The sequence below is a fragment of the Erythrobacter sp. R86502 genome (assembly GCF_042466465.1).
In the GTDB taxonomy this organism is placed as follows: Bacteria; Pseudomonadota; Alphaproteobacteria; order Sphingomonadales; family Sphingomonadaceae; genus Erythrobacter.
On record NZ_JAXHCJ010000001.1, the window covers coordinates 1,810,285 to 1,827,881 of the forward strand.

Annotated in this window: 13 protein-coding genes and 1 tRNA gene; 7 read left to right on the plus strand and 7 right to left on the minus strand. The window is 59.3% G+C overall.

The window, feature by feature from the left end; all coding sequences use genetic code 11:
- Positions 1-231 precede the first annotated feature (231 nt).
- The gene (locus SJY33_RS08640) at positions 232-912 is read left to right on the plus strand and encodes a PilZ domain-containing protein (RefSeq protein ID WP_379922358.1); all 681 of its coding nucleotides are present in this window, start codon (positions 232-234) and stop codon (positions 910-912) included.
- Entirely contained in the window at positions 909-2,837 is a 1,929-nt protein-coding gene (locus SJY33_RS08645) for a putative bifunctional diguanylate cyclase/phosphodiesterase (protein ID WP_379922359.1), read from the plus strand. Before SJY33_RS08640 ends, SJY33_RS08645 begins: the two co-directional genes overlap by 4 nt.
- On the opposite strand, the gene SJY33_RS08650 is transcribed toward SJY33_RS08645, so the two are convergent.
- From SJY33_RS08650 to SJY33_RS08660, 3 genes are all read right to left on the minus strand, one after another.
- Positions 2,834-4,348, minus strand: coding sequence for an ATP-binding protein (locus SJY33_RS08650; RefSeq protein ID WP_379922360.1), 1,515 nt, complete (start codon positions 4,346-4,348; stop codon positions 2,834-2,836). The genes SJY33_RS08645 and SJY33_RS08650 overlap by 4 nt on opposite strands.
- Before the next feature lie 151 nt (positions 4,349-4,499).
- Positions 4,500-5,300, minus strand: a complete 801-nt coding sequence (locus SJY33_RS08655) for a response regulator transcription factor (RefSeq protein WP_379922361.1) — start codon at positions 5,298-5,300, stop codon at positions 4,500-4,502.
- Between the two features lie 143 nt (positions 5,301-5,443).
- Positions 5,444-8,368, minus strand: a complete 2,925-nt coding sequence (locus tag SJY33_RS08660) for a DUF2339 domain-containing protein (RefSeq protein WP_379922362.1) — start codon at positions 8,366-8,368, stop codon at positions 5,444-5,446.
- 222 nt (positions 8,369-8,590) lie between these two features.
- Here SJY33_RS08660 and SJY33_RS08665 point away from each other — a divergent pair, with 222 nt between their 5' ends.
- The 3 genes from SJY33_RS08665 (at position 8,591) to SJY33_RS08675 (ending at position 11,928) form a co-directional block, all read left to right on the plus strand.
- Positions 8,591-9,028: a PA2169 family four-helix-bundle protein gene (locus tag SJY33_RS08665; protein ID WP_379922363.1), complete on the plus strand. Its 438-nt coding sequence runs from the start codon at positions 8,591-8,593 to the stop codon at positions 9,026-9,028.
- A gap of 84 nt (positions 9,029-9,112) precedes the next feature.
- Positions 9,113-11,278: a catalase gene (locus tag SJY33_RS08670; RefSeq protein ID WP_379922364.1), complete on the plus strand. Its 2,166-nt coding sequence runs from the start codon at positions 9,113-9,115 to the stop codon at positions 11,276-11,278.
- Positions 11,279-11,436: 158 nt separating this feature from the next.
- Positions 11,437-11,928, plus strand: coding sequence for a nucleoside deaminase (locus SJY33_RS08675; RefSeq protein WP_379922365.1), 492 nt, complete (start codon positions 11,437-11,439; stop codon positions 11,926-11,928).
- A gap of 103 nt (positions 11,929-12,031) precedes the next feature.
- On the opposite strand, the gene SJY33_RS08680 is transcribed toward SJY33_RS08675, so the two are convergent.
- Positions 12,032-12,122, minus strand: a tRNA-Ser gene (locus tag SJY33_RS08680).
- Between the two features lie 79 nt (positions 12,123-12,201).
- Here SJY33_RS08680 and SJY33_RS08685 point away from each other — a divergent pair.
- Positions 12,202-13,182: a peptidylprolyl isomerase gene (locus tag SJY33_RS08685; protein ID WP_379922366.1), complete on the plus strand. Its 981-nt coding sequence runs from the start codon at positions 12,202-12,204 to the stop codon at positions 13,180-13,182.
- Here SJY33_RS08685 and SJY33_RS08690 read toward each other — a convergent pair.
- Positions 13,179-13,538, minus strand: coding sequence for a VOC family protein (locus SJY33_RS08690; protein ID WP_379922367.1), 360 nt, complete (start codon positions 13,536-13,538; stop codon positions 13,179-13,181). The two genes, SJY33_RS08685 and SJY33_RS08690, sit on opposite strands and share 4 nt — an antisense overlap.
- A 1-nt stretch (position 13,539) precedes the next feature.
- Positions 13,540-15,630 carry a RelA/SpoT family protein gene (locus SJY33_RS08695; protein ID WP_379922368.1) on the minus strand — a complete coding sequence of 697 codons (2,091 nt, stop codon included), beginning with the start codon at positions 15,628-15,630 and terminating at the stop codon, positions 13,540-13,542.
- 127 nt (positions 15,631-15,757) lie between these two features.
- Between SJY33_RS08695 and SJY33_RS08700 the strand changes: the two genes are divergently transcribed.
- Positions 15,758-16,648 (plus strand): family 16 glycosylhydrolase, encoded by an 891-nt coding sequence (locus SJY33_RS08700; RefSeq protein ID WP_379922369.1) that lies wholly within the window; start codon positions 15,758-15,760, stop codon positions 16,646-16,648.
- Between the two features lie 14 nt (positions 16,649-16,662).
- On the opposite strand, the gene hemF is transcribed toward SJY33_RS08700, so the two are convergent.
- The gene (hemF, locus tag SJY33_RS08705) at positions 16,663-17,520 is read right to left on the minus strand and encodes an oxygen-dependent coproporphyrinogen oxidase (RefSeq protein ID WP_379922370.1); all 858 of its coding nucleotides are present in this window, start codon (positions 17,518-17,520) and stop codon (positions 16,663-16,665) included.
- Positions 17,521-17,597 lie beyond the last annotated feature (77 nt).

Consider the following 17,597-nt stretch of genomic DNA (forward strand, 5'->3'; position numbering starts at 1 on the left):
TTGTTTGCGAATATCACTGCGAACATGACGCAGCGTATGCGGCCGGACTACGAAGTCGCTTCGGGCAGGGCAAGCGCCGAAGCATTCGGGGTCAACCGAAATAGAGATCGCGCGAGACGGACAAATCCGATCCGTTTGCCGACTGTTTCGTCTTGGTTAACGCTGGTCCCGTAGCTTCAACAGATTTTCGTCTGCCTGCTCTTCTTTCAAGAAGGCGGCGGGGAGACGAGAATGTCGCAGTCACCGCAGAAAACGATAACCAACACCTGGTCCAACGACGTGTCGCAGCATCCGGATCGCCGCGCTGAAGACCGCATGAAAACGCTTTTCCGCGTGGCCCGTGTGATCTGCGCAGGTGACGAAGGCTTGGCGCGCATAACGAACATGTCGGACCGCGGGGCAGGTCTGCGGACGGAAATTCAGGTTAACCTGTCAGACATTCTGATCGTTGAGTTGGTCGAAGGCGTAGAATTATGCGGCCACGTTGTCTGGACGAAAGATAAGGAATTTGGGCTCCAGTTCGACCAACCGATCAGTTCGACCGATCTGCTCGCGGCACTTGCCGTGGGTGCGCAGGTCGGGATTACCCGCGCGGTCAGGCTGCCGGTCGCAACTACTGCGGTCACTCATTGCGCCAACGGTCTGCGCAATCTGCGCGTGATCGATATTTCGCAACGTGGTCTCAAATTGATGAACGATGGAAGCCTTATCAAAGACCTCGATATGAAAGTAACACTGCCAGGGGGGCTGACCGCACAAGGCACCGTGCGTTGGACACGTGGGGATCATGCCGGCGTGATGTTGCTGGAACCCTTTAGCGTGGAAGCGCTGGGGTCGGCGCGGGCTTTGCTTGGCTCTGCCCAGACAAACACCCCTTCAGCGCCCAAAGGCAAGGAATTACCCCCAACGTGACGATCGCCATACCTGACTTTGTTCCCGATGACGCAGCCAACAGGCGCGCCGGTCGCGATGAAAGCCGCCTGCAATTGCGGCGCGAGGCGATCGCACGTTACGACATTTTCGACAGTGCGCCCGAAACCCAGTTCGACGATATTGTCACGCTGGCAGCACGGATCATCGGCACCAAGGCGGCCGCGATCAGCCTGATCGACGACACCCGTCAATGGTTCAAGGCACGGTGCGGTATCGAACCGGGAGAAACGCCAATATCGGCGTCGTTCTGTGCGCATGCGATCGAAGCTGACAACCTGTTCGTCATCCCAGATACCGTCGAAGACGAACGCTTCGCTGTGCATCCTATGGTTATCGGGCCGCCATATGTGCGGTTTTATGCCGGCATGCGTATTCTCGCCGCAGACGGAACGCCGATCGCGGCCCTTTGCGTCATCGATGGGACCCCGCGTCCGCAAGGCTTGACGCCCATCGAAGAAACAACCCTCCGTACGCTTGCTAGACAGGTCGAGGCGCTTTTGGAGCTGCGTCGTCTGGTCAATGAACGTGACGCACAGGTCATGGCGCAGTCGCAACTGACCAAACGGCTGCGCTATGTGGCCGAACATGACGATCTGACCGGTCTGCCGCGCCGCGACCTGTTCCATCGACGCCTGCACGACGCGGTTCGTGACGCGGACCGAACAGGAACGCGCGCGGCAATGCTGTTTGTCGATGTCGATCACTTCAAACAAGTGAACGATTCGCTCGGCCACGATGCCGGCGACGCCTTGTTGTGCGGGTTTGCGCAAAGGTTTCAGTCCCTGCTGCGACGCAGCGATACGGCTGCGCGGTTGGGTGGTGATGAATTCGGGGTGATCCTGACTGGTATTGGCCAAGCGGAACGAATCGCGGATGTCGTGCGATCCTTGGCAACCCGTTTGCACGAACCGATTCCGCATCGCGGCCGGTTGATCCCCTGTAAGGCAAGTATCGGAGTGGCGATTTTTCCCGATCACGCCAGTGACGCAGATGGGCTGATGAAATGCGCTGATCTGGCATTGGCAGAGGCCAAGCTTGTCCGCGGTCGGGCAGAAATCTTCAGTCCGCGGCTGATGGAGGAATTCGATCGCGAAGCCCGTATGCTTTCAGTCGCTCGCGAAGGACTGGAAGCGGGAAGACTGATCGCGCATTATCAGCCTAAAATCGATCTCAACACCGGCGCACTGGTTGGCTTCGAAGCGCTTGCGCGGTGCCAGATCGGGCCTCAGCTTGCGATCATGCCAAGCAGTTTCGCCCACGCCTTCGATGATCGCGAACTGGCGGTTGCGATCAGCGCGCAGATGATTGCGTCAGTGCTGGATGACATCAGGTCATGGACTGACCGCGGCCTTGCCTTCGGCCACGTGGCGATCAACACCGGAGCCGCCGATTTTCGAACCAACAGCTTTGCCGAAATGCTGCTGGGAGAGATTAGCAAGCGCGGTTTGTCTCCTGACATGATCGAACTCGAAGTGACCGAAGGCGTCTTTCTGGGCCGCGGTGCGCAGCATGTTGATCGTGCGCTTTCGGTTTTGAGCAAGGCGGGCGTGCGGATCGCGCTGGACGACTTCGGCACCGGATATGCCTCGCTCACGCACCTTAAGCAGTTCCGGGTCGACGTTCTGAAAATCGATCGGTCATTTGTCAGTGGCATCGGCCGAAACTTCGATGACAGCACCATCGTGCGCGCACTTATCGGTCTTGGCAAAAGCCTGGGGATCGCAACTGTCGCCGAAGGGATCGAAACCGCGGAACAGGCTGAATTCGCCAGAGCACACGGCTGCGATATCGCGCAAGGATATCATTTTGGCAAAGCCCAGCCGAGCGCACAGGTGCCGATAATGATCGATCACTTCAGTCGTTCCGCACGGCTGCCCGGGAAACTTCAAAAGCGCTCCGTCTAAACCTTGGGTAGGTGGAGGCGGAACTCCGATCCTTCGGGTCCGGTTTTTTCAAGCCAGATGGTTCCGCCATGCGTCTCTACGATGGTGCGGCAAATCGAAAGCCCGACGCCCATGCCATCATCCTTCGACGATGCGCCCCAGAAAAACGGATCGTCGATCGCCTGCGATGCAATGCCCGTCCCGCTGTCGCTTACGCTTAAGGTTACGCCATCTTCGATGCTGTGCGCGTCCACCACGATGCGGGTTCCGCCGCTGTCCATCATCGCTTCGCACGCATTCTGGAGCAGATTGATCAGAACCTGTTGGATCTGCACACGGTCAGCAACCACGGTAATTTCACTGAGCACCCGATTGTCGATCGTGATGGTGTGCTCGCACGAACCTTTCAGAAGCTGAATACATTCCGCCACTGCTTCGTTAAGCTCGAACCGCGCAAGATTGGGTTTGCGATCCCGGGTCAAGTGCCGCAGATGCTTGATAAGCGTGGAGGCACGTGTCGACGCTGCAGCGATGCCATCCAGCGCCTCGGACAGCTGGCTTTCGTCCGGCTTTCGCGCTTCGAGGGGGCTTACACCTGCCAGATAGTTGCCGATCGCGGTCAGCGGTTGATTGAGCTCGTGCGCAAGCTGGGTGGCCATCGTGCCCATTGCGTTCACGCGCGAAAGGTGGACGATCTTGTGTTCCAGTTCTTCGACAACATCGCCCATCAGGTGCGGCGCGGTCACGTCATGCCCTTGGCATATCACACCTGTGATCGTGCCAGTGTCATCGCGCAGGGGTTGGCAAGTCACGGTAATCCAACGCTGCTGCAACTGTCCTGTTGCCGCATCCCTTATCGTGATGGACGCATCCGTGCCCTGAAAGGGAATGCCTGTACGATAGACGTTGTCCAACACTACCAGAACGGCGCAATCGACTGTTTCGGGCAAAGCCTGAACAATGCGAAAGCCGGTAAGCCTATTCTGCTTAAAGAAGTGGCTATACGCGGTGTTGGCATATGCAAGAATATGTTCCGGACCGCGAAGCACGGCGACGAAGCCGGGAGCGTTGTCGAAAATCCCCTCTTCTATGGCAGAGCCGGGTAATATCGCCGCGGGGGCTATTGCCGGAAAGACAAGATTGACATTGTGACCCACCACACGACTGCCCGCATCGCAGAGAGGCGTCAGGTACACAGTCGCAGCCACGCGAGGCTGGGGACCAAACCCGGTCATTATCTGCCATTTACCGCCACACCCTTTTGCCAACGCGGAGCGGAACAGTGATGCCTGAAGACAATGCGCGTCTGTGCCGATCAGCGATGTGACGGGCTGTCCGACCAAAATTTCGGGCGGTATGTCTCCCAGCGCGGCGATGGCATCATTGGCCGTCACGACCCTGTGGTCTGACAAAGGTCCATCAATGACAAGGGTAGGAAGCGGAGACAGTCTCGCCAATTCGGCAGCAGCGCGCACCGCCGGGTGAATAATGGTGGATTGCTCTTTCCAGCTTTCTAAAGCGCGGCGCGGCATCTTCGTGCGTCCTCGATCCGAGCGATTCAGGCAATTTGCGGCCCCCCCGACTCATCACCGATGAGATCATTGCCGATCTTCGAGCGGAAAAATCTAAAATCGATTATGTTTTGAAATGAAGAGCCTATCCCAGAACGCCGGATGCGCGATCCTAACCGGCGACTTCTGCGAGTTTTACAACCTCCGCGATGCTCTTGACGTTCAGTTTTGCCATCGCGTTGGCGCGGTGCATTTCAATAGTGCGAACGCTGAGCCCCAATCGATGAGCAACTTCCTTGTTGGCCACGCCTTCCATCAAGATGGCAATTGTTTCACGTTCACGTGCCGTCAGTTGACCGAAATTGTGCTTCGCCTGTTCGCGAGCGGAAAATTTGTGTTCGGCCTGGTCAAGGGCAGCAAAGGCTAGCGATACCGCGCGATTGACAGCATCAGGTGTGAAAGGCTTTTCCAGAACATCAATAGCGCCAAGTTTCATGGCCTGCACGGCTACGGCCACATCGGCGTGCGCCGTCAGCACGATTGATGGCCATGCCACATCGCGATCCTTCAGCGCCTGGAGCAGTTGGAGGCCGTCCATTTCCGGCATCTGGAAATCAAGCAGAATGGGCGCAGGGGACAAGCCATGCAACTGATCAACAAAGTCGCAGGCTGACGCAAAGGGCCAGGCGGTAATGCCAGATGCCCGAAACATGAAATGCAGCGATTTGCGAACTTGGGTGTCATCATCGATGACATACAGACGCCTGCCCTGTTCAGGTTCTGGCGTTTCAGTTTCGCCGGGGGTGAAGGTGTCGCTCAATATCTGCATGGTATCTGTAAGTCGGCTTTTTACAGGAACGGTCCCAATTCGATCACAACTTGCATCATTATTGTCGCAAAAATCCTTGATTTTGTGCAAAACCCCTGAATTTGGGCCATAAAAATTTTTACATGCCCCGGCGGTGACAATCATACACAGCACGCTGACCCGCAATCAGGGTGAAGGGGCCCAGTTTACGGGATCGGCAATTGCCGTTTTGCCGGGGACCGGCGCCGGCTACGCATGTCTCGGGGCTTCGGCGTCAGGCGTTTCACTAAGCCGCGCAAGGCTTGCCGCTACGGCATGTCTTCAGCTGGAAAACGACGCGACAATTGCCGCGAATAAATCCACCCGATGCCAATCAGGCTAAAGCCCAAGGCCATGAAACTTGCGATGCGCAGCAATCCTTCCAGCCCGGCCGCATCGACAAGGAACACCTTGATGACCGCAGCCAGCATCAACACCAGCGAACCGATCCGCCAACTGCGGGCACAGCGCCACGATCCCCACCACAGGTAGCCAAGCGCGAGCACGATCCCCAAAAGTGAAATCAGCAGGCTTTCGGTCTGGCCCACATTGGTCGCAGTCAAGACTGATCCTGCAAACGCCTGTCGCAGCAGTGAATAGGCCCACGATGCGATAAGAGCCATCATCGCCGCGTCGCTTGCCGCATACACGCTTGAGGGCGCGGCTGGCCATTGCCTGCGGCCCAGCCACAGCGCCGCGATCGCGGTGCTGTATGCAAGGCTCAACCAATTGGCGATTGGCGTGGGGCCGACATGTTGCACACCGAGCAGCGGATTGTGCATCGTCAGGGTAAACCAGACAAAGTGGACCAAGGCAGCGATCACCAGGCCCGAGGATGCCATTCGCCGAACAGCGACGGGTAGAGTTTGCGCTGCGCCATAGGCCCCCGCCACCAGAAGCACTTGCCACACTGACCGTTCGCCCATGCCATAAAGTTCAAACTGGTAAAGTGTCGTGATGGCAAACAGCTGCTTGTAGAGGCTGTGCACTGCAGCGATAGCGATTACGCCCAACCCTGCCGCCACAACCATGCGGATATCGATCCGCGCGGCATAACCCTTCCATCCAATCACTGCGAGCGCAGCACAAAGCGGCACGATCCGCTGTACAAGGCTGACCGGGTCCATCGCAGAACTGCCCAGAAACGGCTGCCCGGCCAGTGCCGCTATTCCTGCGCTCAGCCAGCCCGCCAGCGGAACGATCGTCCACGCTGCGGCTATCGCAAGCGCCACGACCCAGGCAGCCCAGCGCGATGGAAAACGCAGGAACATGACGATGCACCCGGCAGCGACAACCCAGGCCAACACCGCATCTGGCAATGCCTGCGCGATCACACCGTAAGCCAACGCGGCTGCGACCGCTTCTGCAACGCGCCGGTGCGCCGTTGTCCGCCCGATTACGGCCAGGACCACAAACGGCGCCGCTGTTGCAGACCAGCGCATTAGGGCATGCAGAATATCGATGGGCTCGGACAGACCGCCCAGATGACTGAACTCGTTTGCAAAGGCCGGTGTCACCATCAGCGTTAGCACCGTGATTGCAGCGCCTGCCCATGCGGTGCCAAGCAAAGCCGGTGCATCGCGGCGAGCATGGCACCAAAGCAGGGGAATGACGGCAGCCAGCGCCATCACAGGGGCCAGCCACGCCGGGGTTACAAGCAGCAGGGCGGCAAACCCAAGCAACGCTCCCGGCGCCAATACGGATACCATATTGCGGGTCTGCAACTCCTTCCCACGCTGCCACAGCAGCACAGACGCTGTCACCGGAAGCAACCCAAGGGTGGCACACGTCGCGGCGAGCAGCGGCATCACCAAATCTGCCAATCCATCGCCATACCGGATAAAACTGGCAATCGCGACAATCACGCTGACAGCCGAGAGCTGAACCAGATCCAGCAAGCCGGCCCGGTCAAACCAGAGGCGGGCCAGCGGCACTCCTGCAAAGATCAAGACCTGCACTGATCCCACCACCACGAACCAAAGCGTGTCTGGTTCGGGCCAGATTATCATCAGCCACAGGCCCAGTCCGGCAGCCACCAATGTTCCAAGGCGCAGAGCATCGTACCGCCATCCCAGCCCGGCCAAAGCCGCGCCGATCAGCAGATAAAGCCCCCATGTCAGCGGTGCAAAACCGGCCTGCGTTACCAACACCGCCATCTGTAAGGTTGCCATGCCCCCAGCCACAAGATGCGGCAGGCTTGGCCCGCCACGGGCATGCAGGAAGGCAGGCAGCACGGTCCCCAAGACGATCAGATACAAACCAAGCGCCGCCAGATCCGCAAAGGACGAAGTCCCCGCGATCATCATCAGCACGCCCCATGCGAGCCCGGCAGCCAGCGCACCATAGCTCAGCCAGCTTCGCGCCTGTGCCTGCCCGCTCCATGCCAATCCGCCAGTGATCAGCGCGAGATAGAATGAAAGGAGGGGCACATTCGCACTATCGCTGTCCACCAGCAGCGGAGCGGCAAAGCCCCCGACCAATCCGATGACCGCGCTTGGCAAGCCGAACCGAAAAGACAATCCGATCGCTGCCGCCGTCACGATTGCCAGACCGACAAACGCGGCCCCTGCACCGATAAGGCCATAGGTTGTACCGGCCAGATAGAAAGCGCCATATAGTGTCGCCAGCCCTGCGCCAGACAGGGCCTGGCGAACCCGCGGATCGGCCAGTTTTTGATCCAGCCGGAACGCGGCTTCCGCCGCCGCCAGCATGACAAGGCCGAATACGAAGCTCAGCGCCACCCGCACCGCAGGGGTGAGAAGGCCAGCTTCGATTGAAAAGCGGACAAGGAAGATCCCTGCAATCGCCAAGGCAAAACCTCCGCCCCAGATCGGCAGGCGGCGGCCAAAGATGTCTTCAAAATCGAAGGACAACCGGCGAGCACGCTTATTGCTTACAGGTTCAATGTCATCGGCTGCCTGTTGCGAGATTGTATCCGTAACCGCAACGGCCTGGACACTTGCGGTGTGTGACACGCTTGGCTCTGTGACAGACTGATCTACGGCGATAGCCGCATCATCATCCGCAATAGGCATATCATAACCGCGCTCGATCGGCGTGGCAGGCCGTACGCTCGATGACCGGAACATATCGAGTTGTTCGGACAAGGCGGCAATTTGGCGTTCAAGCGTCGTGGTCCGCCGCCACAGCAACGCCATCACCACGGCAAACAGCAAGATAAAGAACAAGTTCATGGCCCCCGCACTCCATCGCGAAGCGGCAGCATCAATGCAATCAGCAAATGGACAGAGCGTTTCCGCAGACTCCAAAAAGGACTGTCGGTAACGGCCTGTCCCGTGTGTGTCTCAAGCGGTCGAACTGGCCATCAGAATGGAACATTGCCCGCGCAATCGCACTTTTGTCCGGCAACGCCGTCTTGAACTGAGACGGCGAAATCCACGATATGGAGAAACGCAATGGATGCCAACAAAACCGCGCTCGAAACCCTGATCGACACGACCTACGATTCAGTCGAAGGCTATCGCAAAGCTGCTGAAACAGCGAAGTCCCCCGAACTGAAGCGCGTGCTGACTGAACAGGCTTCCAAGCGCCAGAACACGCTCAACACGCTGAACACCGAATTGAGCCGCATCGGCGGCGAACTCGTCACCAAGGGAACCGCGGCAGGCGGCCTGCACCGCTTGTGGGTTGATATTACCAACCTGTTTGAAAGCGGCGACAAGGCGGCGGTCGAGCGTGTCGAAGAAGGCGAAGATTACCTCGCCGACAAGTTCGAAGAAGTTCTGAAGCGCACAGATCTCGACCCGGCGACCCGTTCGGTCGTGCAGACTGCACTCGGCGAAATCCGCGAAGGCGAGCGGATGACCGATCGTCTGGCTGACAAGTACGATTGATAATTCCGGCCCGGCTGCGCGCATCTTTTTGAAGGCCGCGCGGCCGGGTCATCTTTCGCTGTCCCGCCCATCAGGAAACCAATCATGTCACATTCCAAAAACCCCTCAGAAACGTCTCCTGCAACCGGGAACTCCTTGCGCGAATATCAGCAGGGAAGCGGATCAGCGAAGTTTGCCCATAATACCGGCAATGCGGGCGAAGTGCATCAGGATATACCGTCCGGCGGCGATCATGGCGCCGGAATGGCGCATCTGACCGACAATCACGGTCATCGTATTGCAGACAACCAGAATTCCCTGCGCGCCGGAGAACGCGGCCCCACTCTGCTTGAAGACTTCGTGCTGCGCGAAAAAATCTTCCATTTCGACCACGAACGCATTCCCGAACGGATCGTTCATGCCCGCGGGTCAGGCGCGCACGGTACGTTTGAAGTGACCCGCGCAATCCCTGAACTTACCAAAGCCGGGTTGTTCCAGAAAAAGGGCACGACCTGCCCTGTCTTCACCCGTTTTTCGACCGTAGCGGGCGGCGCGGGCAGCGTTGATACGCCGCGCGATGTGCGCGGTTTTGCGGTGAAATTGTACACCGAAGAAGGCAATTGGGATCTGGTTGGCAACAACATCCCTGTGTTTTTCATTCAGGATGCCATCAAGTTCCCCGACCTTATTCACAGCGTCAAAATGGAAGCCGACCGCGGCTACCCGCAGGCGGCAAGCGCCCATGATACGTTCTGGGATTTCGTTAGCCTGATGCCGGAATCGATGCACATGATCATGTGGGCGATGTCCGACCGCGGTATCCCGCGCTCGCTTCGCATGATGGAAGGTTTTGGCGTCCACACGTTCCGGCTGATCAATGCCGAGGGTGAAGGCAAGTTTGTAAAATTCCACTGGAAGCCTGTGCTCGGCATTCAAAGCACCACGTGGGACGAAGCCGTGAAGATTGCGGGCGCCGATCCCGATTTCCATCGCCGCGATCTGTGGGAAGCGATTGATGCCGGCGATTTCCCGCAGTGGGACTTGGGCATTCAGGTGTTCGACGAAGAATGGGCCGCCAAGCAGCCTTACGATGTCCTTGATGCCACCAAGCTTATCCCGGAAGAAGAAATCCCGGTTGAGATCATCGGGCGCATGACGTTGGACCGGAACGTTGACAACTATTTCGCCGAAACCGAGCAAGTTGCGTTTCTGCCTACTAATATCCTGCCGGGGATGGATTTCTCGAACGATCCGCTGCTGCAAGGCCGTTTGTTCAGCTATCTCGATACGCAGAAGTCGCGGCTTGGCACGACCAATTTCCACCAGATCCCCATCAACGCGCCCAAATGTCCGTTCCACAATATGCAGCGCGACGGCATGATGCAGACGCTGGTTCCCACCGGCCGCGCCAATTACGAGCCCAATTCGCTCGCCGAGGCAGGTGAAGACGGAGGGCCGCGGGCCTGCCCGGAAACCGGCTTCAGTTCGTTCCGGGAAAACGCTGAACGCAATGATCCTACCGAAAAGCTGCGGGTACGCGCGGAAAGCTTTGCCGACCATTATAGCCAGGCGCGGATGTTCTACCTTTCCCAGACCGAGAATGAGCAGGCGCACATCGCCTCTGCCATCGTGTTCGAGCTGTCCAAGGTCGCAATTGAACACGTTCCGCCTGCGGTCATCGCGCGGCTGCGCAACATTGATGAAGACCTTGCCAAGCGCGTCGCCGATGGTCTGGGCATCGATCTGCCGGAAAAGGCGAAGGCCGCAAAGGCGCCCGTCGATCTTGGAACATCGGACGCGCTGTCGATCCAGAAAGGCAGCAAGCCCACTTTCAAGGGTCGCAAGGTCGGCATTCTTTTCGACGAAGGTTCGAACAAGGAAGCGATCGATACCTTGGTCTCCGACATCGAAAAGGAAGGCGGAAGTGCATTTCTCGTCGCACCCAAGATCGGCCCGCTCAAGGTGAAGGGGGGCAGCCTGAAAGCCGACGGGCAACTCGCCGGAACGCCTTCGGTCATGTTTGATGCCGTTGTCGCTATTCTGATGCCGGAACGCGCGGAAAAGCTGGCAGGTGATGTTGGCGCGGTTGCCTGGTTTGCCGATGCCTGGTTCCATTGCAAGACCATCGGCGCTTGCGGCGGCACGCGTCAGCATCTGCTGCCCAAGGCTAACATCGAGCCCGATGACGGCGTGGTCGATCCGGAAGACTTCATGGGCGTCGGCCCGATCCGCCACTGGCATCGCGAACCCAAGGTGCGCGATCTGGCTTAATCGCTTAATTTACAAAAACCGCCTGCACCCACCGGGTCGCAGGCGGTTCTTTTGTAAGATGAAGGCCAATGGATGGCTCTGCGCCTTAAGGCGTGGCTTTGTCGGACCCCATTCGCGGCTTGCTGCGTTGATGGCTGTAGCAATTAGGGGATCGATGCATGACGCCTGATGATGAACGCTGGATGCGCAAGACCATCGCACTTGCCAAATCCAAGGGCACGGATCCTTCAGACACCCCGATTGCCGCAATGATCATCCGCGATGGGAAGGTGTTGGCCGCCGAAACCAATCGCACCGCCGAAGACAATGATGCCACCGCCCATGCGGAAATCTGTGCCTTTCGGGCAGGCGGTGCCGAGGTGGGCGATATGGAACTGCGCGGCGCGACGCTGTATTCCACGCTGCAACCCTGCGGCATGTGTACCATGGCGAGCATCTGGGCCAAGGTAACGCGCATCGTGTATGGCGCAGGACGCGATGATGTGCACCGGATGTATTTCGAAGACCGCACGCTCGACACGGTGGATTTCATCCAGGACGCTTACCGCAATGACCTGAGCATCGAAGGCGGCTGTCTCAAAGCCGAATGCGCAGCGCTGTACTACGGCCCTAATGATAATGTCCCCGAAGACGAACAGGGCAATATCTGATTAGATCGTGCGGCGGCGTATTCAAAGCGGTGCTTAAAAAGAACACGCGACCGCCGATGATCACCGGCGCCGTAGGCATTGGTGATGTTCGGGATTAGGTCGTTGGCGGAGCGGGTGGGATTCGAACCCACGATACGCTTGTGACGTATACACACTTTCCAGGCGTGCGCCTTCGACCACTCGGCCACCGCTCCGTCTGCCTGCTAGGGCAAGCACGCGCCGATAGCCGCGAATGGATTGCTTCGCAAGGCGCGTGGTGGCACGAATGTGGGTATGAGATCATTGTTTATGGCGGCTTCGGCTGCGCTCGCCCTTGCCCTGCCCGCATATGCTCAGGAGGAGCCAAAGGGCGCTCCGGCGCCGTCGGAGATCGTGGCGGCTGCGCCCAAGACCGATTGGGTGGCGATCCCAGCGGAGGATCTGCTGGTGATGACCCTCGCCCCCGATGCCCAAGGCAAGCCGCGGCAGGTGGTGATCCAGCTGATGCCAGCGCCCTTTTCACAAGGCTGGGTGCACAACATCCGCCTGTTCGCGCGCGCCGGATGGTATGACGGCATCTCGGTCAACCGGGTGCAGGACAATTACGTCACCCAGTGGGGCGATCCCAATTACGACAACCCGGAAGCGACTGGGAAGCCGAAGCCCTTGCCCGAGGGGCTGAGGGTGATGACGGAGGCGGATTACAGTGCGCCGACCAGCCTCATCACCAGCCATGAGCGCCCGGCACGAAACGGGATGCAAACACATAGGCCGAGAGGCGATGCCTATGCCGAATTCACGGGCTTTGTGGGCGGGTGGCCCGTGGCGCGGGATCATCAGCGCGATTGGCCCACCCACTGCTACGGCATGGTCGGCGTCGGCCGGAACTATTCGCCCGATACCGGCTCGGGCGCGGAGCTTTATACCGTGATCGGCCATGCACCGCGGCATCTTGATCGCAATATCGCGCTGGTCGGCCGGGTGATCGAGGGGATGGAGCACCTCTCCTCGCTGCCGCGCGGGTCGGGCGCGCTGGGATTCTACACTGCCGAGGAAGCGGGCAAGCGCACCCCGATCCTGTCGGTGCGGGTGGCGAGCGATCTGGCCCCCGCTGAGCAGCCCGCGTTCGAATACCTCTCGACCGAGGGCGATACCTTCGCGACCTATTCCGAGGCCATCGCCAACCGCCGCGATCCGTTCTTCATCGCACCGGCCGGCGGCGCGGATATCTGCAACATCCGCGTGCCGGTGCGGCGGGTCGCGGACGCAGGCTAGGTGCGCTCCATCAGCTCGATGCGGTTGCCAAAGGGGTCTTGCGTGAAGAACCGCGCATAGCCTTCGACCGGCTTGTCTTCGCGGATCGGGCAGCCGGCGACCTCCAGCCGGATGCGCAGACCCTCCAGGTTATCGACCAGAAACGCCGGGTGCGCCTTGGCTGCGGCACGGAAATCGGGATCGACGCCGATGTGCAGCGCCACGCTGCCGCCGGTGAACCAGCAGCCGCTGGGTGACAGGTTGGCGGGCTTGGGCACTTCGGTCATGCCGAGCAGCCCGGCGTAGAAGCCGCGTGCCTGATCCTCGCCGCCAGCCGGGATGGCGATCTGAACGTGATCGAGGCCGATAACCCCCACGCTACTGCCGATCGGCCTGTGCCACCGCATCGCTGGCACGCAGCGCCGATACGATACGATTGAGGTGCGCCACATCCTGCACTTCAACTTCGACATCATAGGTGACAAACGGATGGTCGATCTGCGCCTGGATCATCGTCTGCACATTGGCCTTGTTCTGGGCAAAGATGCCCGCCATTTCGGCCAGGGTGCCCAGACGGTCGTAGATCGTCACGGACAGCTTTCCAACCGCACCCACTGAACGGTTGCCCCACGCCAGATCGATCCAGTCGCTATCTTCGCCGCTGGCCAGTTCCATGCAGTCAATCGCGTGCACCAGCACCGTGTCGCCCTTGCGGCGGATGCCTACGATCCGGTCGCCGGGCACAGGGTGGCAGCAGGACGCCAGATCGAAGGCGACACCGGGGGTAAGCCCGCGGATGGAAATGGCACGTTCGCGCCGCTCCCAATGTTCGTCTTCCTCGATTCCGGCGGTGCATCCGGGAACCAGCGCTTCCATCACTTCGCGGTCGGCGATCTTGGCTGCACCGATCGCGTACATCAGATCATCGGGTTCTTCCATGCCCAGCCGTTCCAAAGCGGCGCGGATCGCCTTCTTGCCGATGCGCGCAGGTACGCGAACGGCAATTTCGTCGAACAGCTTGGAACCGATTTCTGCCACCTCGGCGCGTTCTTTCAATCGCACGGCACGGCGGATCGCAGCGCGGGCTTTGCCGGTGACGACGAATGCCAGCCAGGCAAGCTGGGGCGAGGCGTGGGGGTTCTTGATAATCTCAACCACATCGCCGTTCGCCAGCGGTGTGCGCAGCGGCACGTGCCGCCCGTTGATCTTCACCCCGGCCGTTTGCAGCCCCAGATTGGTATGGACGGCAAAGGCGAAATCCACCGCGGTCGCGCCTTTGGGCAGCTGAAACAGCGCGCCTTTGGGGGTGAAGGCAAAGATGCGATCCTGATAGATCGCCATGCGGGTGTGTTCGAGCAGTTCTTCGGCATCGTGGCTGGCATCCACGATCTCGATCAGATCGCGCAGCCATCCCACTTCGCCATCGGGCCTGTCGCCCTGCTTGTAAGCCCAGTGCGCAGCAAGACCGAATTCATTGCGCCGGTGCATTTCGCGGGTGCGGATCTGCACTTCGACCCGCATCGAATTTTCGTAGATCAGCGATGTGTGCAACGACCGATAGCCGTTGGACTTCGGGGTTGAGATATAGTCCTTGAACCGCCCCGGCATGAACTGCCAGGTGGTGTGCAGGATGCCCAGTGCGCGGTAGCAATCGCCTTCGTCATCGGTCAGCACGCGGAACGCCATGATATCGGTGACCTGTTCGAAGTTGACATGGCGTTCGGCCATCTTGTGCCAGATCGAAAAGGGATGCTTTTCGCGCCCATACACCTCGACCTTGAGCCCCGCTTCGGCCAGCCGCTGTTTCATCGTCAGCGCGATCGCATCAACCTGCCCGCCATCCTGGCTGCGCAGCTGATCAAGCCGGTGGGCGATGGTGGTGTGCGCTTCAGGCTCAAGCTCGCGGAACGCCAGCGCCTGCATTTCGTGCATGTATTCATACATGCCCACGCGCTCGGCAAGGGGAGCGTAGATGTCCATCGTCTCGCGCGCGATCCGCTGGCGTTTTTCAGGTGACTTGATGAAATGCAGCGTGCGCATGTTGTGCAACCGGTCGGCCAGCTTGACCAGCAGCACGCGAATATCTTCCGACATGGCTAGCAGGAACTTGCGCAGGTTTTCCGCGGCACGTTCATTTTCGGGCATGGCCTCGATCTTGGACAGCTTGGTGACACCATCCACCAAACGGGCGACTTCAGGGCCGAAATGCGCTTCGATGTCGTCGATGGTGGCAAGCGTGTCTTCGACCGTATCGTGCAGCAATGCGGTGATGATGGTGGCCTGATCGAGCTTCAGATCGGTCATCAACCCGGCGACTTCGACCGGATGGCTGAAATAGGGATCCCCGCTGGCGCGCTTCTGACTGCCGTGCTTCTGCACCGTGTACACATAGGCACGGTTCAGCATCGCTTCGTCAGCGTCGGGATCGTATTCGAGAACCTTCTCGACCAGTTCGTATTGGCGCAACATCGGATGGAATATGTGCCCCCCGCCCTTTGCGGGCAAGCAGCAAGTGCAAGGCCGGCAAATTGCGCTGTGCGCTCTGGCATGGCACGCAGGCCGTGCTATTCACTGCAAAGCCAATCGGAGACCCCCCATGCGCGCTGCCGCAATGATATCGATCCTTCCTGCCATCGCGGCATGTTTCGCAGTCAGCCTCGTCGCGCAGGAAGCCCAAGCGCCCACCGCCCCCTCCACGCGCACGGTGGTATTTGCCGACGAATTCGACGATCCGGCGCTGGATCGTTCGAAGTGGAACGTGGTGGGAATGGATTTCTGGGTCAACAACGAACAGCAGGCCTACACCGACAGCCCGGACACGATCCAGTTTGCCCACGGCATCGACGGGGCCGACAACGGCGTGCTTGTGCTGCGTCCTGTCTATCGGCCCGGCATCGACACACGCGCCGATCGCAAGGCCGATTTCATTTCCGGCCGCATTGAATCGCAGGGCAAGGCCGAATTCACCTATGGCCGGATCGAAGCGCGCATCAGGATGCCCGATGCCGAAGGCGTGTGGCCGGCTTTCTGGATGCTTGGAAACGGCACGTGGCCCGACACCGGCGAAATTGACATCATGGAATATGTCGGTGAAAAGGACTGGACGGGCGTGGCGCTGCACGGTCCCGGCTATTCGGGTGAAACCCCGCTGGTGAACAAGTTCTTTTTCGGCACGGACACAGATGCAACCGATTGGCACGTCTATGCCGTCGAATGGACGAAGGATGCTGTCCTGTTCGAAGTCGATGGGCGGCTGACATACCGCGTCACCCGGCCAATGGTCGAGAATTACGGCACGTGGCGCTTTGACAATGACAAGCACCTGATCCTGAATTTCGCGCTGGGCGGTGCCTATCCCTTCAAGACCAGCCGCATTGCCGCGCCCTACAACGGGGTGCCGCAAACGACTGTTGACAAGATCAAGGCCGGCAATGTCGCCATGCATGTCGATTGGGTGCGGGTCTACGAACCCCTGTCAGGCGAATAGCTGCGACCCGCTGGCTACGACCAAGTGGCGCGGGGCGGCAGGCTCATCAGGATTGCGTCGATATTGCCGCCGGTTTTCAATCCGAAGATCGTGCCGCGGTCGTAGACCAGATTGAATTCGGCATAGCGACCTCGGTATTCGAACATCCGCGCCTCATCGGCCGCGTCGAAGGGCTGATTCATCCGCTTGCGGACAATTGCAGGATAGACAGCAAGAAACTGCTTTCCGATATCCTTGATGAATTCGAAGTTGCGCGCCCAGGCGACGTCATCGGGGCATTCGAGGTGATCGCAGAAAATACCGCCAACACCGCGCCCGACCTGCCGATGGGGAATGTAGAAATATTCCTCCGCCCATTGCGAATAGCGTTCGTAATAATCGGCCCCGTGCGGATCGCAGGCCGCCTTCATCGCGTCATGAAAAGCGGCGGTATCCTCCTCATACGGAATTGGGGGGTTCAGATCCGCTCCGCCGCCGAACCAGGCCTTTGTCGTTGTCAAAAAGCGCGTGTTCATATGCACGGCAGGGACATGCGGATTGGTCATGTGCGCAACCAGACTGATACCTGTGGCAACAAACCCCGGCGCATCCGGGCTTGCGCCATTGATTGAGCCTGCAAATTCCTTGGCAAAGCTGCCGCGCACGGTCGAGATATTAACGCCGACCTTTTCGAACACCTTGCCCTTCATCAGGCCCTGCACCCCGCCACCGGGGTCCGGGTTGCCTTCTTCTTCGCGGTTCCAGGGGGTGTATTGAAACGCGGCATCCGAACCCGCTTCACGTTCGATAGCTTCGAATTCCGCGCAAATCTGGTTCCGCAGATCTTCGAACCAAACCCGTGCGCGGTCCGTGTGACCTGTCCAATCCTTCATAAACATCCCCGTCGCGTGATGACCGTCCTTCGCGGTGCCACAGCCTGTGTCCATCCGCTTTGACATTGATCAAGTCA